This is a genomic window from Shewanella hafniensis, assembly GCF_019655335.1.
Taxonomy (GTDB): Bacteria; Pseudomonadota; Gammaproteobacteria; order Enterobacterales; family Shewanellaceae; genus Shewanella; species Shewanella hafniensis.
The window spans coordinates 19,110-41,017 of the sequence record NZ_BPFD01000005.1; the positions used below are offsets into that span (position 1 = coordinate 19,110).

Annotated in this window: 13 protein-coding genes; 3 read left to right on the plus strand and 10 right to left on the minus strand. The window is 46.9% G+C overall.

From position 1 onward, the window contains the following. Positions 1 to 20: 20 nt before the first annotated feature. From K5Q99_RS02755 to K5Q99_RS02775, 5 genes are all read right to left on the minus strand, one after another. A complete protein-coding gene (locus K5Q99_RS02755; RefSeq protein ID WP_028760147.1) occupies positions 21 to 179 on the minus strand; it encodes a nitrate reductase in 159 nt (52 codons plus the stop codon). Positions 180 to 711: 532 nt separating this feature from the next. Further along, positions 712 to 4,587, minus strand: a complete 3,876-nt coding sequence (gene hrpA, locus K5Q99_RS02760; RefSeq protein ID WP_373316997.1) for an ATP-dependent RNA helicase HrpA — start codon at positions 4,585 to 4,587, stop codon at positions 712 to 714. A 122-nt stretch (positions 4,588 to 4,709) separates the two neighbouring features. After that, positions 4,710 to 5,126: a CBS domain-containing protein gene (locus K5Q99_RS02765; RefSeq protein WP_028760149.1), complete on the minus strand. Its 417-nt coding sequence runs from the start codon at positions 5,124 to 5,126 to the stop codon at positions 4,710 to 4,712. A 173-nt stretch (positions 5,127 to 5,299) separates the two neighbouring features. Beyond that, entirely contained in the window at positions 5,300 to 6,589 is a 1,290-nt protein-coding gene (locus K5Q99_RS02770) for a DUF2254 domain-containing protein (RefSeq protein ID WP_220775976.1), read from the minus strand. A gap of 365 nt (positions 6,590 to 6,954) precedes the next feature. After that, positions 6,955 to 7,986, minus strand: a complete 1,032-nt coding sequence (locus K5Q99_RS02775) for an isoaspartyl peptidase/L-asparaginase family protein (protein ID WP_220775977.1) — start codon at positions 7,984 to 7,986, stop codon at positions 6,955 to 6,957. Between the two features lie 120 nt (positions 7,987 to 8,106). Between K5Q99_RS02775 and K5Q99_RS02780 the strand changes: the two genes are divergently transcribed. Both K5Q99_RS02780 and tamB read left to right on the plus strand, forming a co-directional pair. After that, on the plus strand, positions 8,107 to 9,960 hold the full coding sequence (locus K5Q99_RS02780; RefSeq protein ID WP_220776019.1) for an autotransporter assembly complex protein TamA: 1,854 nt from the start codon (positions 8,107 to 8,109) through the stop codon (positions 9,958 to 9,960). Beyond that, positions 9,957 to 13,979, plus strand: coding sequence for an autotransporter assembly complex protein TamB (gene tamB, locus K5Q99_RS02785; RefSeq protein ID WP_220775978.1), 4,023 nt, complete (start codon positions 9,957 to 9,959; stop codon positions 13,977 to 13,979). The genes K5Q99_RS02780 and tamB overlap by 4 nt, the downstream gene beginning before the upstream one ends. A 164-nt stretch (positions 13,980 to 14,143) precedes the next feature. Here tamB and rplY read toward each other — a convergent pair whose 3' ends face one another. Further along, positions 14,144 to 14,431 carry a 50S ribosomal protein L25 gene (rplY, locus tag K5Q99_RS02790; protein WP_028760163.1) on the minus strand — a complete coding sequence of 96 codons (288 nt, stop codon included), beginning with the start codon at positions 14,429 to 14,431 and terminating at the stop codon, positions 14,144 to 14,146. A 303-nt stretch (positions 14,432 to 14,734) separates the two neighbouring features. Between rplY and K5Q99_RS02795 the strand changes: the two genes are divergently transcribed. Continuing rightward, positions 14,735 to 15,169 (plus strand): hypothetical protein, encoded by a 435-nt coding sequence (locus K5Q99_RS02795; protein WP_220775979.1) that lies wholly within the window; start codon positions 14,735 to 14,737, stop codon positions 15,167 to 15,169. On the opposite strand, the gene mepK is transcribed toward K5Q99_RS02795, so the two are convergent. From mepK to K5Q99_RS02815, 4 genes are all read right to left on the minus strand, one after another. Continuing rightward, positions 15,120 to 15,668 (minus strand): peptidoglycan L,D-endopeptidase MepK, encoded by a 549-nt coding sequence (mepK, locus tag K5Q99_RS02800; RefSeq protein ID WP_220592802.1) that lies wholly within the window; start codon positions 15,666 to 15,668, stop codon positions 15,120 to 15,122. The genes K5Q99_RS02795 and mepK overlap by 50 nt on opposite strands. A 154-nt stretch (positions 15,669 to 15,822) precedes the next feature. After that, positions 15,823 to 17,385 (minus strand): L,D-transpeptidase family protein, encoded by a 1,563-nt coding sequence (locus K5Q99_RS02805; protein ID WP_220775980.1) that lies wholly within the window; start codon positions 17,383 to 17,385, stop codon positions 15,823 to 15,825. A gap of 223 nt (positions 17,386 to 17,608) precedes the next feature. Further along, complete coding sequence (mdoH, locus tag K5Q99_RS02810; protein ID WP_220592800.1) at positions 17,609 to 19,792, minus strand: glucans biosynthesis glucosyltransferase MdoH; 2,184 nt, start codon at positions 19,790 to 19,792, stop codon at positions 17,609 to 17,611. Between the two features lie 23 nt (positions 19,793 to 19,815). Next, positions 19,816 to 21,444, minus strand: coding sequence for a glucan biosynthesis protein G (locus K5Q99_RS02815; RefSeq protein WP_220592799.1), 1,629 nt, complete (start codon positions 21,442 to 21,444; stop codon positions 19,816 to 19,818). Between the last annotated feature and the right edge of the window lie 464 nt (positions 21,445 to 21,908).

The window sequence follows — 21,908 nt, forward strand, 5'->3', positions numbered from 1 at the left end:
AATATTTGATAATAAAGCGATTAACCCGCTCCCGGCGGTCCAGTCAGGATCTGACTAAACCAAATTGCAAAGCCCAAGCCACTGACCAGCAGCACGGACAATAACGGTGCGAGAAATACGGTTAAAAAGATAAAAATTTTCAGTTCTAAGGATTTTTCTTCTGCGGTGCTAGCACTCATGCATCCTCCAAGAGGTGTGTTCCTGCCATTTTTTCGCGCTGGAACAGGCGTCAGCGGCAGGTTTTATGTATATCCGTTGCATCTTTAACTCACTCAAACATCATACCTTTTAGTTGTTAACAAACTGTATACCTCCAAATTGGTAAAGCTGATAATGCTTGATCCAGATCATCAATTTGGCGATAGATTTAACTAGCTCATGGTTTGTAAACGATTTATTAGATTGTAATGAGGTGAATTCGGACAAAGAAGTTATTAAGGTATGGCTAAAACATGGTCAAAGATCAGTTTTTTAGCAAGGTGAATGCTTAAAATTAGCGCTAAATATCTCCAAAGGAGTAAAGCAAACTGATTAGGGCGTGTTGACGTTTCGAGATTAAATGTTGTTTGCTCAGGTAAGTTAGTGATCGCAAAACGAGAATGACTAAAACCACAAAATAAAAACGCCGCTAAGTAAGCTTAGCGGCGTAATGAGATAACCAAGAATAACAGCTATTAAGTCGTAATTAATGAATTCACTGACCTCATATTTTTATACTTGTTGGATATGATTCAAAATGCGTTTTTCAGATATCGGATAAGCCGTGCCTAACACCTGCGCAAAACAGGAAACACGGTACTCTTCAATCATCCAGCGTGCCTCGATTAACGCGGGCGGTGTCGGCTGCGATCGCGGCACTTTCGCCAGTTGCGCAGTCAATGCTTCCTGTACCTTGTTAATGCTCTGCATATGCAAACGGTCACGAGTCGGATCGACAGGCAACTTCTCGACACGGATTTCAATTGCCTTTAAGTAACGCGCCACATCGGTTAAACGATTCCAACCACAGGATTCGACAAACCCTTTAAACACTAATTTGTCTAATTGGCTTTGAATATCACTCATAGCAAAGGCAATATCTAAGCTAATTTTGCCCTTGAGACGCTTTTTAATGCTCTGGTATAAGGTCAAAATCTGCTCAACCTTCAGGGCGATTTGCTCGGCGGTCGGGTTGAGTTCTTGGCGAACCCAATCCTTTGCCTGCTCAAATTGGGCTTGATTACGCACATCGAGGGCTTTTTCATCCAACAACTGCTGCACAGCAGCGGCAATAATGTCATCAATCAAGATTTGCACTTGACCAAAGGGATTGAAATACATCGCCAATTTCGCCTTATTTGGCAAAGCTTGCTGCAAATGTTTTACCGGTGATGGAATGTTTAGCAGCAATAAGCGTCGCAGACCTTGGCGATGGGCATCTAAGGCTTCAAACTCATCATCAAATAATTTGATCGCAACGCTGTCTTTTCTATCGATCAGCGCCGGAAACGCCCGTACTTGGTAATTGCCTTTTTGCTGCTGATATTGCTTGGGCAAATCGCCGAAGGACCACTCGGTTAACGCTTCTTGCTCTATACCTTTATCCGCCACCTGACGAATAGCCTTCGCCACCACGCCCTGCAACTCGGCTTTTAAGGTATCGAGCACCCGACCTTCGGCCACTAAGTTGTGTTTATCGTCTTCGATTTTAAAGTTCATCTGCAAATGCGCGGGCAGTTGCGTTAAATCAAAATCCTCCGGCGAGATGCGCGTGCCACTCATGCGCAGCAATTGCTTGCACATAGCCTCAAGCAAACTGGCACTAAAAGGCACCATGGCCTGCACACAAGCGCGGGCATAGTCAGGCGCTGGCACAAAGTTACGTCGTAAACTCTTAGGCAAAGATTTGATCAGCGCGATGCACTTTTCTTCCCTCAACCCCGCCACTAGCCAATCAAAATCGCTATCGTCGATTTGATTGAGCAGCGCCACCGGAATGTGCACCGACACACCATCATCCGCCGCCGCAGGTTCAAAGTGATAACTCAGCTGCAGGCGCAAATTGCCCTTGTGCCAGGTATCGGGGAAATCCAAGGTCGAAATATGGTCGGCATTACGCTGCATTAACAGTGCTTTGCTGAAATCCAGTAAATCCGGTTGCTCGCGCTTGGCCTTCTTCCACCAGCCAAAAAACAGCTGGGCGTTGTAAATCCCTTCCGGGATCCGCGGCTCGTAAAAGTCCACCAACACTTGCTCGTCCACCAAAATATCGCGGCGGCGGGATTTATGCTCGAGGGATTCAATGTCTTCGAGCAACTTTTGGTTAGCGACAAAAAACGCTTCTTGGGTCTGTAACTGCCCTTCTGCCAAAGCGCTGCGGATAAAAATCTCACGCGCTTCAACGGGATCGATGGGGCCGTATTGCACCTTGCGACGGTGTACAACCGTCAAGCCGTAGAGCACTTGATTCTCAAGGGCGATAACGCTGCCAGGTTTTGCCTCAAAATGGGGCTCAACATAGCTTTTCTTGATCAAATGCGCCGCTAAGGGCTCTAGCCATTCGGGTTCGATTTTGGCGCAGCAGCGAGCAAATAGACGCGATGTTTCGGTAAGCTCAGCCGCCATAATCCACTTAGGGCCTTTTTTGGCCAATGGCGAGCCGGGAAATACAAAAAACTTACGATTACGCGCACCTAAGTACTCGTTATTGTTATCTTTAAAACCAACATGGCTCAACAATCCAGACAACAACGCACGGTGCAAGCTGTCGTAATTGGCGGGTGTATCGTTTAAACGCCACTTTAAATCGTGCACGGCTTGTTTAAGCTGAGTGTATAAGTCCTGCCACTCGCGCACGCGCAAATAGGCTAAATATTCATCGCGGCACTTTTTACGGAACTGGCTAGCAGATAACTCTTTTTGCTGATCTTTTAAGTGCTGCCACAGATTTATCCAGCTAACAAAATCAGAACTGGGATCGGCAAAACGGCGATGGGCTTCATCACTGGCTTGCTTCTTCTCCATCGGTCGTTCGCGGGGATCTTGAATCGATAAGCCCGCGGCAATCACTAGCACTTCGTTCAAACAACCTAACTGCTGACTCTCTACCACCATACGCGCCAAACGCGGATCCACAGGAATTTGCGCCAGATTGCGCCCAAGTGGCGTCAACACTAGCTTGCCGTGTTTGCTCTCAACCGCTTGTAATTCTTCGAGCAGCAAGAAACCATCGCGGATATGGCGTGGATCGGGTGGCTCGATAAAGGGGAAACCGGCAATATCACCTAGGCCGATGGCGAGCATCTGCAAAATGACCGAAGCCAAGTTAGTACGCAGAATCTCAGGATCGGTAAACGCCGGACGATTATTAAAATCCGCCTCATCGTACAAACGAATACAAATACCCGGTCCCACACGACCACAACGGCCTTGACGCTGATTGGCGCTCGCCTGCGAGATAGGTTCTATCGGTAAACGTTGCACCTTAGTGCGATAGCTATAACGGCTGATACGCGCTGTACCTGGGTCGATAACGTAGCGAATGCCCGGCACAGTCAACGAGGTTTCCGCCACGTTCGTCGCTAGTACAATCCGCCTGCCTCTGTGGCTACTGAAGACTTTAGATTGCTCGCCATAGGATAAACGCGCGTACAACGGCAAAATTTCGGTATCGCGATAATTACGTCGGCTCAATTGCTCGGCCGTATCGCGAATTTCCCGCTCGCCATTCATAAAGATCAGAATGTCGCCCAGCCCTTCGGCTACCAGTTCATCGACGGCGGCAAAAATACCTTCGATTTGATCTAAATCGGCATCGCTATCTTGCACTAAGGGGCGGTAGCGGGTTTCGACCGGAAAGGTACGGCCCGATACTTCGATAATAGGCGCATTGTTGAAATGCTTAGAAAAACGCTCAACGTCTATGGTAGCCGACGTGATAATAACTTTAAGATCGGGGCGTTTTTTCAGAATTTGTTTGAGGTAGCCCAGAATAAAATCGATGTTGAGGCTGCGCTCGTGGGCCTCATCTATGATGATGGTATCGTATTGATCAAGATTGCGATCTGAGGTTAATTCTGCCAGTAAAATACCGTCGGTCATCAACTTAATATAAGAGTCACTCTTAAGCGCATCGGCAAAACGCACTTTAAAGCCGACCACTTCACCGAGCGGACTTTGTAATTCTTCTGCAACTCGGCTCGCCACGCTGCGAGCAGCTAAGCGTCTTGGCTGGGTGTGGCCAATCATGCCACGGCAACCTAAGCCGAGTTCTAAACAAATTTTGGGGAGCTGAGTCGTTTTACCCGAGCCCGTTTCGCCAGCAATGATCACCACTTGATTGCCCGCAATCGCGCGCGCAATGTCATCGCGCATCATAGAAACGGGCAGGTTTTCAGGATAGTGGATTTTAGGGCGAGCGTTACGGCGCTGCTCAACCTTCTCAAACGCCGCCTGCGCTTGCTCACTCAGCTGGGCTAAGACTTGGGTCTTTTTATCTGAGTCGGCTTCTTTATTGAGCTTAAATAAACGACGACGGATCCTAGACGCATCAGCCTGATAACAAAGATTAAGAAAGGCGTTCGATAGCGGATGTTTGTCTGAGTTCAAATCCAAATTCCATTGCTAGCATCAAAAACGGCGATCCTAGCAAGGAAAGTGGCGCAATGGTATTGCTAATTTACTCTGCACTCAGGATAAAGGGCGTCAGATTATCTCCACTGCGGCTCAGATTAAACTGGTGACAGATAACATTGTTGCATATAGATATTCATCGCTTTGAGCACATTAGTGCGATTTATCGTGCCAATCACTTTACCGTGTTCAACTACAGGATAAACCTTAGGTTTAGGCCCGAGCATTTGTTCAGCGAGTTGCAAAATACTGTCATCAGGCCCGACAAACAGTACTTCAGTACGCATACAATCCTTCACTACTGAGGTCATATCGCAGTGATAGCTACTTTTGATCATCACAGCCAGGCAATCCTGCTGGGATAAAAAGCCCACCAAATCGCCCGTATCATCAACCACTGCTGCGCCCATTTTATTATTATCTAACAGCTTTTCGACCGCGGTCGCCAGCGACATATTCGCGCGCAGTAACACGGGCTGACGATCCATATGGTCACGAATCTTAATTAAGTCCATAGTCTTCCCCTCGAATTAACCCTACGTTTGAAGTCTAGTCAAAATATCGGCAAGGATGTGCGATTTATATCGATTGCGCTTATCTAGTGTGTAAACCGAATGTCAAAAAGTGCTGACAGAATAGAAAGAAACAACAAACGGATACACAGCACGATGAGATAATAAATGTCTCGTTAAGTGTTAGACGAAGCTGCTGACTCGGCAAACTTGGCAGCGTCTTGTACGGCTTGCAAGTCCTCTTCGATATCAAGCACTTTTTGTGAACGCTTCAGCGCCAATCGACCGTGGTACTCAGCGGCAGCGCGTATTTCCCCGTCATCGCTGGAGGCTAACGATTCAAGCGCTTTTTGTAGCCGTACTGCGACTTCCACCACTCCCGCACCGTCTCTAGCTATCGCGGTAAACGCATCATCAAACATGTCCTGCACACAAACGTGAGGAACCTCTACGCGATCACACTCTGGCGCGGGTTTATCATCATCTGCCGCGGGTTCACCCCATAGGGTAAACAGCCGTACCAGTGTGCCTATGATGCAAATGGCCGTACCTGGATCATTGACAGCGGGTGATAAAGCGCGGCCAGCGATTTCCGACAGTACCACTAAACCAAATCGCGGATCGTCGTCAAAAAGACGGGTATCACCAATCTGGAATGACTCGACAACACAAGTGCAATCCATCTCAGTCTGCTCCGCACCATCGGCACTAATGTATCCCAATGGTCGATTGGGTGTGGCGAACGTGCCCGGCAGAGCTGCGATTACGACTCGCACCTCGTTTTTCTCGGCCCAGCTTTGCATCGCGGCAATATTAATGTATTGAACATAACCGACGTTAGCCGCATACACGGCTCGTCCACGCGCTTGATGACGCACAGAAACGCCGCCAAGATGTGGGGTTTTGTGTCGCCGTCTTAGTGCATCGGCAGTCGCCTTTTCAACTTTCTCGATTGTGGTTGCCATGCGGCCAAGACGGGCGATGCGATCCACCCAACGAACAAAGGTAAAGATCACCATGCCAAAGATAAACGCGGTCAACAGGAAGAGGATAAACAGACCTGCGGTTTGAAAGTAATCATTTTTGACTGAGGTGAGTGCCACAATACTGAAGATAAATGCCCCAACAAAGGTCGATAGCGCATTTTGTGAGGCATCATCGGCGACAACTAAAATAAATGAACGTGGTGTTGCCGTGTTCGCCGCCGAAGCATAGGCAGAGACCATAGAACCCACGGAAAAAGTAGCCATAACCAACATGCTGGAAGCCATAACGGATAACAGCGCCTCGATGGAGGCCGATGACACCTTAGGTACAATCTCAACGAGTTCAGTGCCATCGGCCAATTTTGCGACAAAAGCGACTGCAATCGAGAGTAGGCAAACGAGCAGAGGTTTCACCCAAAGTCGATGACGAAATCGATTGAGGAAAACCCTGACGCGGTCGGTTAACACGGTAGAGATCATGTCAATATCCTTATACGTTGAGTGCAACTTCATGCTGACGCGATGAGCTCGCTGGAGACAAACTGCAGCTTTGACTGTGTGTTAAGTGCGGCTTTGCGTTTGATGATTGTAGGTCTGATGACATTAAACAAAGCTTTATACGCACATGACATTGATTAATTGTAATAGCTCAAACCTATCAGCTTCTTATTCAGTCTTAAAGTAAAAAACCGTTAGCAAAAAGCGAGTGCCACTTTCGCAGCACTCGCTTTTTAAGGTTTCTGAGCCATGTTTCTGTGAGATATTTCTAAGCTATTTTTTACACCAACTTGTAAACAATCTTGTAAGCAATGTCAGGCACGAACCAACGGCTTCTACAATTCAAGTTATTGGTCTTGCCAGATCAGCACTTGGGCGGGTTCGCCATTGCTACGGGTAGCGCGGTACATGCCTTCGGTATTAAATGGCGTAGCGATATTACCGCGCTGATCGACAGCAATCACGCCACCCGAACCGCCAGCAGTAATAAGCCGCTGATTGATCACTTCATCGGCGGCTTGAATAATGGATTTCTGCTGGTATTTCACCTTAGCACAAATGTCCCCTGCTACTTGATAGCGAATAAAGAACTCACCGTGTCCGGTTGCCGATACGGCGCACACCCCATTTTCAGCATAGGTGCCGGCACCAATCACAGGAGAATCACCAATGCGACCGAAGCGTTTTGCCGTCATGCCGCCAGTTGAGGTACCAGCTGCTAAGTTGCCATTTTTATCTAAGGCGACGGCGCCTACGGTACCAAATTTGTAATCGAGATCTTGCATCTCAACACTTGCGACTTGCTCTGATTTAGCCGCAGCTTGCAGTTTTTGCCGAGCATCGAGTAATTGCTGATAACGCTCGTCAGTATCAAAATGACTGTTCGGCACTAAGCTAAAGCCTTGGGTCAGTGCAAATTCTTCTGCGCCTGCGCCCGAGAGCATCACGTGCTCAGATTTATTCATCACGGCTAAAGCAAGATCTATGGGGTTGGCGATATGGCGTACTCCAGCGACAGCGCCTGCATTCATGGTTTTGCCATCCATAATGGAGGCATCTAATTCATGTCCGCCGTCATAGGTGTACACCGCGCCGATACCTGCATTAAACAGAGCACTATTTTCAAGGATATTAATGGCGGTTTGAACTGCCACTAAGCTGTCACCGCCCTCCTCTAAGACTTTTGAGCCTTTATCGACCGCTTCCTTTAACTTATCTTTGTAGGCTTGGCGTTGTTCAGGGGTGAGATTAGCCTTAGAAATCGTGCCAGCGCCGCCGTGGATCGCAATAGCAAACGGTTTGTCATTGGCCAAGGTGTTGTGTGACATAAAAAGTAGACCCGAGATAATTAAACTAAAGGTGGCTAATTTTGTTTTCATTCTTTACATCCCCTTAAAAAGTAGCGTCCTTTGTACCCATTTCATCGTGTAATTTCAATCATCTCCTTGCCTGTTGGTTTTATTCTGGCGACAATGATGCCACATCACAGGGACTATAAAGTGCAGCCATTTTTGCAAATCACCTCACATTGTTTTCGTTTTTGCTTATTTCTGAGTCTGATTTCAGTCACATCCGTCGCTGCGGCGGCAGATGAATTTATTAAATTGTCTGTCTCAGGCGTGAATGAAGCTCTGCAACGTAACATAGTTGCGCACTTAGGCACCTTACCCGAGTCCGAGGTGCAGCGTCGTGCCTTTCTGTTTAATGTCGAAGACAATGTCAGCACAGCCTTAGAATCCATGGGTTACTACCATGGTGAAGTGGAAGAAAAACTGACGGAACATGATAAGGGCCCTTGGGAGCTGAAACTGGAGATCACTGCTGGCGAACCGACCATAGTGCAATGGGTCGATATTAACTTCAGTGGTGAAATGCTTGATGATCGCGCCTTCGATCAATGGCTGGCTAAGGTCAACCTAAAGCCTGGCGATGTGCTAAACCACGGTGTATATAGCGACGTCAAATCGCAGCTGGTCACCTTAGCTTTGGCCCGAGGTTACTTCGATGGTGAATTTACGGAATCACAGATTAAAGTTAACCGCGACATTAATACCGCGCAGGTAAGTTTACATTTTGACTCTGGTAAACGTTATAAATTTGGCCAAGTCAGCTTCGAAGGCCATAGTTTAGAACCTGAAATCTTAGAAGATCTTATCCCTTTTAAGGCAGGTGCTTCATATTCAACCCGCCGTGTGAGCGCGCTGAATCGCCAGTTATTAGATACGGGCTATTTCGCTAATATCAAAGTGATCCCGCAAATCGACGGTGTCGAAGACAGTCATATTCCGGTGCTGGTCGAATTAACCCCTAAGGCAAGCCACGCCATTGAGCTCGGTTTTGGTGGTGATATTGGTAAGACAGACCAAGCTTTCGACCCAAGGGTGCGCGTCACTTGGCGCACACCACAAATCAATAAATACGGCCATTCACAGGAAACCAGCCTCGAATGGTCACCGGATAGACCTAAGTTATTAACCACTTATACTATCCCCTTGACACATCCCTTAGATGATCAATTAAAAATCCGCGTCGGTTTACTGCGGGATAAATACGGTGTGACCCAAGTGTATGACGCCGAGAATCGCGATTTTAGTAACACAGGTCAGCTTGAATCGACTAAATACCTTATTGGACTATTGCGCCAACAAAGACTCGAAAATCAGTGGCTAATGAATTATTCACTTGAGGCTATTCGCGAAGAATATACCCAGTCTGATGTCGATTATATGCCGTCGTTTTATCTGGCTGGGATCAACTTTTCGCGAACAACGCGGGGTGATAATTCACTCGATCCTAAGTCTGGTTTCAGGCAGATTTACAGCCTAGATTATGCCGATCCCAATTTAGGCTCAGAAACCCGCTTAGCACGCCTTCAAGCCAAATTTAAATGGATTGATACCTTCTTCGACAATCACAGGATTGTTGCGCGTATCGATTTAGCCGCCAACTTAGCCAACGAGAATGATCTGGCTTCTATCCCGCCTTCGCTACGCTATTTTGCCGGTGGTGATCAAAGTGTACGGGGTTATGGTTATCAAGAATTGGGTCCCTATTTAGATTATGTCGCATATGATGGCAAAACCAATCGCGAGGTCATAGGCGGCCGCTATTTAATGGTCGGCAGTTTAGAATATCAATATTATGTAACCCCCACTTGGCGGGTCGGTACCTTTATCGATGCGGGTAACGCCTTCGATAATAATCAATTTGAACCTGTTGTCTCTGTCGGTGGCGGTATCCATTGGATCTCCCCCATCGGCCCAATCAAACTGGATTTAGGGGTTGGATTGAAAGAAACCGATACCATTGAAAGATCATGGCGTATTCACCTGACCATGGGGACTGATCTATGAGCCAGCCCCCAGAGCATAATAAGCCAACAGAGCAAGACGTAATAGACAGCCCTATCACCGAAGTCACTGAAGCCATTGCGACCTCTGTGTCATTCATCCAAAAACTTTGGCGGCAGTTCAAACTCTGGACTCGAATTATCATCTATGTGCCATTAGGGCTTTTAGTGTTAATCGCACTATTACTCGGCACTGAGTTTGGCTCGCGCATAACCGTAGGCTTAGCCGATCAATTTGTGCCCGATCTTGATCTCACTTACACCTCAGGTTCCATTAATAAAGACTTAGCCCTGTCCCATGCGTCTTGGTCTATGGCGGGCATTAAGGTGCAACTTGAGGATCTGCATTTACTCTGGCAACCCGCCTGTTTACTACAAAAGCGTTTGTGCGTGAACGGCTTATCTGCGGCCAAAGTCGATGTCACTATCGATACCTTAGCTCTGTCTGCCGACACAAACGAAGCACCGATAGCGCCGCTCGATGAAGCGCCCAGCGAGCTGCAATTACCCTTTGATATCGTGTTAGATTCTGCTGAACTCAACGCTGTGAATATCCAAGTGGATGAGATGCAATTTGCGGCGAGTCGCCTTAACGCTGAAGCGCAGTGGTTTGCCGAAGGCTTATCGGTTAAGCAGCTTTCCAGTGAAGGATTGTTTGTGCTGATCCCCACAGCAACCGATACCGCACAAACGAGCCAAGCAGCGACAACGACGGCTTCTAACGCCGACATACCCGCGAGTACGACACCCAACGCAGCGGCCAGCACAGCCAGCACAACAGCCAATGCAACGCCTGATCCATCGGCCAACTCGCCGGCAAAAGACAAGCCCGTAAAAGACAATAATGCTGAATGGGCTCTAGCGCACTTGCCACAAGTGTTTATGCCTTTTCCTGTGACGGTTAATGCCCTCACGCTTGATAACACCACGCTGCAAATCGGCGATCGTAAAGATGTCTTTAGTCATGCCGAGCTGCAAGGTCGTTTCCGCGAATATCAATTGACCTTAGTTCATCTCGCCATCAGCCATACAGATGGCAGTGCGGATATCACAGGCAGTTTAACGCTCGATAACGATTATCCACTCGATTTAGAAGCCAACCTCATCCTTAACCAATTAGCAGAATTACCCGAACTGACTCACCAAGCACTAGATGTAAAGCTGAGCCAAAGCTTAGGGCAACTACAAGTCAACGCTGTCGCTAAGGGAGATGCAGACTTCAAGCTAGATGGGCAGATAACACTTCGCGATCCTAAGCTGCCCTACAAGGTGAAACTTGAGCAGACACGACTACAGTGGCCGCTAAAAAGCCCTCAATACTCAGTCAGCGATATAGCACTGGAAAGTCAAGGCGATCTCAATCGTCAAGAAGCGAGCCTTAAAGGCCAGCTGACGACGCCGTTCCACAAAGTACTCGCCATAGACACTAGCCTTCAGCATCAAGATGCGAAGTTAACCATTAATAATCTTGATGCAACGGGCGCGATTGGTCAGGTCAAACTCACGGGCGAACTCGATTATCAAAAAGCCATTCGCTGGAACGCCAATCTCTGGCTCCATGACGTCAAACTGCAGGAAGTACAACTACCACAAACGGATACGGCGCAAACAGCAACGAGTCTACCGGACAGTTTGATTTCAGGAAAATTACACACTCAAGGCTCATTTGCTGATCCTCGCTGGCAAGTCTCCCTGAACGACACAGAACTCACGGGCACTCTGCAAGGTTATCCCTTCGATATCACAGGGGATATCAATGTGAATGATTCCCTGTATGTCAGTGCTAAGGGGTTGAACGCCAAAGTACTGGGCTCAACTCTGACACTCAAAGGCGAAGCTAACGCCAATTGGGATCTACAGGGTGAGCTGCAAGTGCCCGACTTCGGTCTGTGGTTGCCTAAGGCCAGCGGCCAATTGCAAGCGCAAATTAATGTCACAGGGGATGAGAAGCACCCACAAGTTGAACTCACCGCCCAACTCGCTGAACTGTTTTATCAAAATATTAAGCTGCGAGAATCCAACTTAAAGGCCTATTACAAGCCGCTAGAACAACATGAATTTGCTATCTCGCTGAAATCGAAAGCCTTACAGATTGCGGATCAGAATTTAGATACTGTGACGCTCGGGGCGAAAGGCACGATTGACGCTCAAAAGCTGACCCTGAATGCCACGGGCGATCTTGGCCTCGATACCATAGTGAGCAGCCAATACAATGTGAAAAAGTCACGGCTACGGCTCGATGTTGAACGTTTAAATCTCAATACCCCCGTTGGCCTATGGCAGCTCGACAACGCCATTAATCTCGCTTGGGATCAAAATAAAAATCAGGGCAGCATCACACCGTTTTGTCTCATGAATCCGAACAGCCGTATCTGTCTAAACAGTGAGACGGCCATAGGCAAAAAAGGCAGCGCGCAGGTGAGCTACTCAGGGAATCCGGGGCAGTTACTCGTACCGATATTGCCAACGAATATACGCTGGGATGGTCCGGCCTCGCTGTTAGCCAATTTTGCTTGGGCTGCGGGTCGTAAACCGACAGCCGATGTGGACTTTGATTTTGCTCCTGGCAGTATCATGCTCAAACGGGATAAGAATCGTGAAGTCACCATTAATTACCAACATTTGTCATTGCTGGCGACCTTAGATGCTAAACGGCTGGCAACAGTATTAAATTTTGAATCTGAAGGTGTGGCCAGTTGGCAGAGTGAAATCAACGTCAATGTCACCCCAGACCGCTCGCTCTCTGGTTATGCCAATATCAAGCAAATCAACCTACAACCGCTGGGAGAATTTTTCCCACAACTCAATACGGTACAAGGCTTGCTCACCAGTCAGCTTAACTTTGCGGGCAGTCTAGAGGCACCAGAAGTATCGGGAAGCATGGCCTTAACGGAGGGCGCCTTAGCCCTGACGGCAAACCCAACACTCATAGACAAAATTGACCTGTCTATGTCGTTCGCGGGTCAACAAGCCCAGCTCAAAGGCCGCTGGATGATGGGTAATGGTTTGGGCAGGGTAAATGGTCAACTGCAATGGCCCCAAGGTCAATTTAGTGGCGAATTAGCCCTCGAAGGCGATAAGCTCGCCGTGATCCAACCGCCACTGGCTATCCTCGATGTTTCACCCGATATCAATTTAAGCTTCAATAGTAAGCAACTGGCAGTAAAAGGAAAAATTGCAGTCCCTTCTGGTAATATTAAAATTGTGCCATTAGCAGAAGGCGGTATCGCCACCTCCGAAGACGTGGTCTTTGACGATTCCATTGCCGCTATGCAACCTAAAACCAGCCCCTATGCCGTCGTGGCCGATCTGAATATCAGTGTAGGCAACGAGCTCAGGATTGATGGCATGGGCCTCAAGGGCAAGCTGCAAGGAACCTTAAAGCTGCAACAACAAGCGTTCCGCCCGCCTTTGCTCTTCGGTAATATCAAGGTCAATCAGGGCAGTTACAAATTTATGGGCCAAACCCTGAAAATCCGTACCGGCGAAGTGCAGTTTGTGGGGCCAACGTCAGTGCCAAACTTAAATATTGAGGCAATACGCGAGATTAAGAGTGAAGACTTAGTCGCGGGTGTGCGCGTTACTGGCACTCCCGCCCGCCCTGTGGTGACCCTGTTCTCTAACCCCGCAAAAGAGCAGGCTGAAATCTTGTCTTACATTATTAAAGGCAGTGGTTTTAACAGTGCCAACAATGAGCAAAATAACTCGTTGATGATGGGCGCGGCCTTAGGTTTAGGCTCGCAGGTGGGCGGCGGCGCAATAAATAATATAGGTAATACCGCGACCGGATTAATAGAAGAGTTTGGTTTCTCTAACGTGCAACTCGACACCAACGATGAAGGCCGTGTGGCGATCAGTGGCTTTATCGGCGAGAACTTGATGGTGAAATACGGGGTAGGCGTGTTTAACCCTGGCTATGAGATGACGGTCAGATATTACCTGCTCTCACAGCTTTATCTCGAAACCGTATCGGGTACTTTAGGGCAATCTCTTGATATCTATTACAACTTTAATATCAAGTAGCAAGATTAAGACTCAGGTGGAGTGTCGATACACTCTGCCTGTCTATGATAAGTCTTTGGCAACAATAAAATGAGTCACGTCGATCCATCAGATGAAAATCAGTCGCGTGAAAATCAGCCACAAAAAAAGCGCCCTTAGGCGCTTTTTTGCTTCAGTTACGACAATTAAGCGTAAACGAAGTCAACATGTTCAATGATTGGCTTGAACACGTGGCGTTGCATAGCTTGTGCGCGTACACCCACTTCTTTACCATCAACAACGATAGTCAGAGTTGAAGTGTAGAAATCAGCGTTAGCTTGAATGTTGATGATATCTTTGTGATCAAAAACAATAGAAACTGGCTCTTTGCCTTGGCCATAAATAACAGCAGGAACTTTACCAGCATGGCGTAGGCGGCGGCTCGAACCTTTCCCTATTTCAGTGCGGGTTTGTGCTTGGATAGTGTAAGACATGTGTTTCTCACTTAAATTTAGAGTAAAAAGTTGCCGACATTTTCGACCAATGACGGCTCATATAAAGCGCGCGAATACTAACATAGATACCCAAGGCACACAAGAATCCTACACCCCACCAATTTTTAAGCCGCGGCGTTAGTAAAAAAGGTAGCTATTTATCAAATTGAAGAACTTGTATCTTGACTGTTACAGCTGAGAAAAGGCTTTGATCTCAAACAAAAAACACGCGATCTAGATCACACTGGGAAATTAAGAAGCCTGATAAGCTCGGGCAAATTTCGATAACTGCTGTGTCAAAAAATGCGTCATGCACTATACCAGTTACAACAAGAAAACAGACTTTCATGCCAACTGGCCCGTGAACTTATCTCACTTATCGAAACCGTTCCTTACCAGCAAAATACCCTCGAATTAAAATTCTTAGAATTGCTCGCTTGTGCGCAACAGAAAAACCGCAGCTTAATATTACTCATGCAGGTTGTTGAGTCGGTCGATATTGAATTACAAAGACAAAGACAGTATCAATTCTCACAACATTTAAGTTTATTGATTTGTGATTGGCAACAACACAGAGAAATGAACAAACTTAACCAGCAATTTATCCCGCTGCTGAGGCATTACTTAACAGAGTCTCAAACCCTAGAGCAAGGATTCTATCAACGAGTCCAACAACAAATCATTCAAGCTACCAATGTCGTACTGGCCCACAATCGACATGCACAAAGCCAGAGCTAGGATAGTAACCCACGCCTCCCAGTTTTAGGGATAAAGCCGCGTCTCTGAGGGTTTTAAGCTTAACGCTTGGGATCGCGATATCCATAGCCATACCGCGCATGTGATAACTCTTTTTTGCCACGCCGCCACTGTTGCTCGCTAGCATGGCATTGGTTTTGGGTGAACGGTAACCAGAAATCACATGGATTTCATCGTCGACATTCAACGTCGTTTTAAGTGAATAGAGTAAATCGAATAAACGTTTATCCATGGGCGCTGCCACATTCTGACGGTGATCGCGCAATAAATGGCTGAAATCGTCTAATACCTTACTTTGATAATGACCATCAACCCAGTAACTGCCATCGTCGCGTTCACCGGTATGGCGATTAAACAAACTTAACTCACGGATCCCTTTGGTTGAACGACTGGCTACTGCTTTTGAGGGAATAAGAGAACATAATGCCACACCACTTAGGCCTAACAATAACTGCCTACGGGCAGGACATATCAAAGTCACATGATCACCTTTTGTATGCTTTTTGGTCACTAATCAAGCAAATTATACTGAATAGGCCCTAAGATCAAGTTTTGCCAACCCTATTCTGCCCACGATTTTAAAATGCTCTGCGAGTTCAATTTGTTATCTTAATTCTGCTTTATCGTGCAAAATCTTAATTGAGATCTAAAACCGTGGCAGGCACGGCATTCGTCAACTCAGCTTCTAAATGGTAAATGTCATTACGGTATTGCTCTTGCCCACTGTCATCTAGCCACGCAGTCCAATACACCAGATGCACTGGCAGCTTTTGAGAAAGTGAAAACCACTGGGGCTGCGTTACATCTGGGGCTAATCTGTCCCATAAACGCTTATCTTTGACTAAATGTTCCTTAAACCATTGAGCTAATTCAGTGACTTTTTCAATCCGAATACAGCCTGATGATAGTGCCCTATCATCCTTATTAAAGAGACTTGGCTCAGAAGTGCCATGCAAATAAACACTAAAACTGTTATCAAAGTGGAACTTATATTTGCCTAATGCATTCTTTGCCCCTGGGCGTTGCACTAGCTGATAGGGAAACGAAGTGCTAGCTAAAGCCTGCCATTCTTCTGGCATGTGTTGCACCAATTGACCGTTATAGTCATACACATCAAATTGGCGTTCATTAAGATAATGACCATTGCGCCGAATTTGCGGCAGGATATCTCGGCGTAAAATGCTGCTTGGCACTCGCCAACTGGGATTGAGGACCACGCTGGAAATCTGGCTATCCAGCAGCGGGGTTTGCCGTGAAGACTTGCCCACTATTACTTTGGAATTAAGCACTGTGGTGCCATTATCGACTAAGGTCATTTCAAAGGCAGGCACGTTAATCAGCAAGTAGCTTGGCTCCAACTTACGTTCAAACACTCGTTGCCGAATGGTATTTTTAGCCAGTAAGACAGCCCTAGCCTTTGGCGATTGATTCAGCCAATACATGGTCTGCTTACCAATCACCCCGTCTTGTTTTAACCCATGCCTGTGTTGAAAACGTTTAACACCAACCACCAATTCTTCGCCATAGACAAGGTTCGTTGTTGCTTCTGTTTCTAAATCACCCAAAAGCCACAAACGTTTAGCTATGATATCAAGGAGTGGATGGCTCATTCCGGCCGTTAACTTTTCATCCAACACTAAGGTTTCCCAAGGCTCAGTCGCATCCAATTGCACTAAATGGGCAACTTGTTTTAGCACCCTCTGATATTGAGCATCCGTTGGAATAACGGTTAATACTGTGTCTACAGGTGCGCCGTTATTACATTGCGCAAAGGTCTTGATATAACGCCAGTAGCCCGTCACATCAGCTTTAACCCGCGCCACATCAGCCGCTGATAAGGTATTTGGTGATAGCGTTAATTCACGATAATGCAGACCAAAAACAGGATTAACGCCTGCAAGATCCAGCAACAACACCTGTTGTACGAGTGCCGTAAGTGGCAAGACTGCATCGGGCTCAGCCGCTTTACCCTCTGTACTTGGCTGCACATGCTGCATGCTTTGCTGTACGCTAATACTGGGATCAGATGAAATGGCTTGAGTCTCGTCGGCGGCTATCGCCAACGTCGTTAACATAATAGGAAACCAGGCAATAACACTCAGCACTATCAGCCAAAAACGGCAATTCTTGGGTATTTGCTTAGTGTGCGATGCGCGTACAAAGCGGGGGAAATACTGGATTATCTTGTGCAATACCATAAATACTCCCTTCGCTATTTAAGGTCAGCTGAAAACCAGCGATCATGTCAGTCATGTAATACGACTATTCCATGGGGATCAGTTAATTACTAGGGGAAAACTGCAGATTATGAAAAGAAAAAATGCCACTGAGGTCGTCAGTGGCATTTTCATTATCATCATAACCAACTTCATTTATGAGCAAATGCTGCGCTAATGATGGTTGGCTATGTGTTGATATTTGTTAGCAAAAAGACACCAGATCTTCTTCAACAAACTGCTCGGGTAATTTCTGCAAGCTACGTAACATCAAAGGATTCGCTAATACCATCGCCATTTCTTGGCGATTCAATACAGCTAATGCGCTCTGTTGGCAACGAGCCTCATGCACTTTCACATGCACTATCGCTTCCATCGCTTCAATCGGAGTCCCCGCAGCGCGCAAAGGCTGTTTATCTACCATAGCCAAATGCAATTCCATCAACTCAGGGTCTTTAAGCACCTGTGCTAATGTCCAAGGCTCAGCAATGTGTTCTTGGTAAGCGGCACGCGCTTCCTGTGCTTGCAAGCAAATCTTTGCAGGATTACGCTCTTCAGGTGTCGCAAGAATACCCGCACGCTTGAACACTTCGCCGATTTTAACAGAACCCGTCCAAGCTGAAATAGGCACGGCAATCCAGAGTCCAATCAAAGCCGGACTCATCCAAGCTAACAAAGTCAAAGAATCCAAAATCGCCGCATAACCTAACATCACACCCGCCAGCATATGCCAGCGGTGACGATAGATTAGCGTCATCCAAGGCATACTGCCGTCATCACGACGTTGCGGCGACCAGCCACTGTCACGGCCCATCAGAATAGACATCACCGCGCCACAATGGATAAACATCATGATAGGTGCGATCAGCGCTGAGAGTATGACCTCAAAAATAACACTGAATATTGCTTTAATCCGGCCACCCACACTGCGAGCAAACTCGCCGTCTTTAAGCAGTAACAAGACGCCGAATATTTTAGGACCGAACAAGACACCCATAGTAATGTAGAACAATCTCAATGCCCTATCCGAGTCCATGATGGGCCAAGTGGGGAACAGTGAAAATTGATCGGTGAAATATTCAGGTCGAATAAAGTGTGCCTGCAGGGCTAACATCAAACCGGTCAAAATCAACATCAACCAGAAAGGTGATGATAAATAGGCCATGATGCCCGTCAGTAAATGCAAACGGCTCACCCAGTGCAGACCTTTGGTCGGCAAAATACGTGAATGCTGCAAGTTACCTTGGCACCAGCGGCGATCACGCACGGCTAAGTCGATAATTGATGGTGGACATTCTTCGTATGAACCGGGCAAGTCATAGGCAATGACCACACTCCAGCCTGCACGGCGAATAAGTGCCGCTTCAACAAAGTCATGGCTCATGATATGCCCACCAAAAGGCGGCTTACCCTTAAGGTTGGGTAATCCTGCCGCGGTCATGAAAGCTTCGGTACGAATAATGGCGTTGTGGCCCCAGAAGTTACCTTCTTTTTGTACCCACCAGCCTAAACCAGTACCAATTACAGGACCATATATGCGCGCCGCAAATTGCTGTAAACGCGCCATTAAAGTGGTGCCGTTAATCAACGAAGGAATGGTTTGAATTAAGCCCGCATCAGGGTCGGCCTGCATACGCTGGGCTAAACCTGTGATGGTTGAAGACTCCATCAAACTGTCAGCATCAAGTACTAATAAATGATCGTAGCGCGAACCCCAACGACGACAGAAATCCGCCACGTTACCCGCTTTACGGGCGACGTTTTTACGGCGACGACGGTAATAGACCCGCGAATGTTTATGGGTTTCCTGACGTAACACCAAAAACGCCTGCTCTTCAAGTAAGGCGATATCGGGATCTGTGGTATCACTTAAGATAAACCAATCAAAAGCATGACCATGACCCGTTTGCGACAAGGTTTCTGCCATCACAGAAACCGCAGAGAATACCCTATCAGGGGATTCGTTGTAGGTCGGCATTAAAATCGCGGTGCGCGTATGCAGCTCAGTCACTTGCAGATCTTTTGCCCGCGGTTTGCGCAGCAAAATTAAAAAACCCGCAATACCACTACAAAACGCTAAGGCGATCCAACAAAAGTTGACCGCAAATAACGCCAACACGAGATATTCTAGCGGCGTAATGCCACCGATACTAAATACCGCACCCATTTCATAAATAGCAAATAAAGACAGTAATAAAGCACCGCCAACCACTAAGAAGCGGCGTGAAGCACGCGAACGTACTCCATTCGCCACTGTACTACGGCGAGGGAATCCCTCTGGCATCTTACTTAAATTTTGGGGTTCCATAGCGCCAGGCCGTTCATTTGGCATAGCACTACCACCCACGAGGACTTCCGTCTCGAGTACCGAGTTTTCGGATACAGTCATATCATGTTGCTCCGTCATGAACCTTACAGCGTCCAGCGATAGAGCCAGGTTTCAACCTGACGAGGAGTTGGGAACTTGAGTTCAGCGCGCAGTTCGATAAGTTCTTTATCTTCTGGCTCTAATTCAAAAGCTAAGCGATAGCCATTATTGGCTGCATTACGGGCAATCACCACATTGGTAACCACACCACCAGACGCTTCTACTTTAGCAACTGGCATTTCATCTGTCATCGGACCTTCAATTTGATAGTCGACCACAAATAAACGTCTTGGTGTTGCTTTAGCAATATCGGCACGGCCACTGGCAGAGCGAGACACATGCACAGCACCGACTTTAGCCGCGGGTTCTTCACCCCAGCTCATGCGGTAGGCAAAGTGGAATTCACTGCCCGCAGGAATAGGCTGACGAGGTTTCCAGTAGCTGACGATGTTGTCATGAATTTCAGACTCTGTCGGAATTTCAGTCAACACCACAGAACCTTGGCCCCAGTTACCCACAGGCTCAATCCACAGGCTTGGACGACGTTCATAATGTGCTTCTAAATCTTGGTAAGACGCATAATCACGCTCGCGTTGGATCAAACCAAAACCCTGTGGTGAGTTGTCAGAAAACGCACTGACCTGTAATTGACGTGGGTTAGCCAATGGACGCCATAAATGCTCACCACGGCCGTTTAACATCAATAAACCGTCAGAATCATGCACTTCAGGTCTAAAGTCATCGGTATCATGACGACCATTGAGTGAATGCAGGAACATGCTTGTGCTTGGGGCTAAACCCACTTTGCTCAGCTCAACTCGCGGAAACAACGTCGCTTCAACGTCAATCAAAGTGTTATCACCAGGACGGACAGAGAAAGTATAAGCACCCGCCACACTTGGGCTATCTAGCAAGGCATGCACGACAATCAGGTTGCTGTCATTGTATGGACGTTCAACCCAGAAGGCGCGAAATATTGGGAATTCTTCCCCTTCGGCATCGGCAGTTTTTAACGCTAAACCACGTGAAGATAAACCATAGGCGTTACCTTTACCTAAAGCACGGAAATAACTCGCACCTTGGAACACCATAAGTTCGTCAAACACACCGTTGGTATTCAGCTGGTTATGAATGCGAAAACCTGAATAACCAATGTCGTCATTGGGTAACGCTTGGGTAATCACTTCACCCGCAGTGAAATACTTAGGCTCATAGGCTAAGTGCGTTGCGTTCTGACCTTCCACAATCGCAATTTCGATCAAATCTTGGAAATAGAAGCCACGGTGGAACATTTGCATTTGAAAAGGCACGCCCTGATCACGCCAAATGGACGCAGTCGGGTTAAAACGAATATCACGATATTCATCGTATGAAAGTTTAGCCAGGCCAGCGGGTAACGGGTCTTTAAGGGCCACATACGGTTTCGCTGCCAAACGTTTTGCAATCTTCACCACAGTATCGCTATCGAAAGCGCCTGTTTTAGTGAATCTCACTTGATTTTTTGTAGCGGGCTGAGAAATCACTTTCGGCGGAGTTACCACAGGAACTGTCTCGGCGGGTTTTGTCTCTTCAGCGTACGCGACACCAGACAGGGCGACAACAGCGCCTAGCGTCAGTGAACAAATGAGTGACGAATAAGGTTTGGACGATGGGCAACGCAACAAGCTAACCATAGATAGGTAACCTAAAAAATAAACTAAGAAATCAATGTTTTTTATGTATACAGTGAATTTTTTTCACCTTCACTTAGGGGCGAAAAAAAACAGTTGCTTACATATCGCGAAAGATATCAGAAGGAGAAAAAAACTCATAAATAAAGATGCAGTTAACCCCTTCTACACAATACTATTTGAGAATAAGTTTATACTCAAAAGGAATATAAAAATAACATTATCATGCTTATTTCTGCTTTCACAGTTACAAAAGCAGGTTAAGTGATCCAAATGTTACATTTTTGAAAGTAAAATAAAATTTTAAAAGTCTCAACTTAGTGTTGATCATCTTAGATGAAAAATCGCAATTAGCGAACCCATCTGTTGGTAAACCAAAGGATTTTTCTAAGATAGCTGACAAACTCACCATTACGCTCACGCAAATGTATCAAAACCGCTGAGGTGATGTCACTTAAACTGCGGAT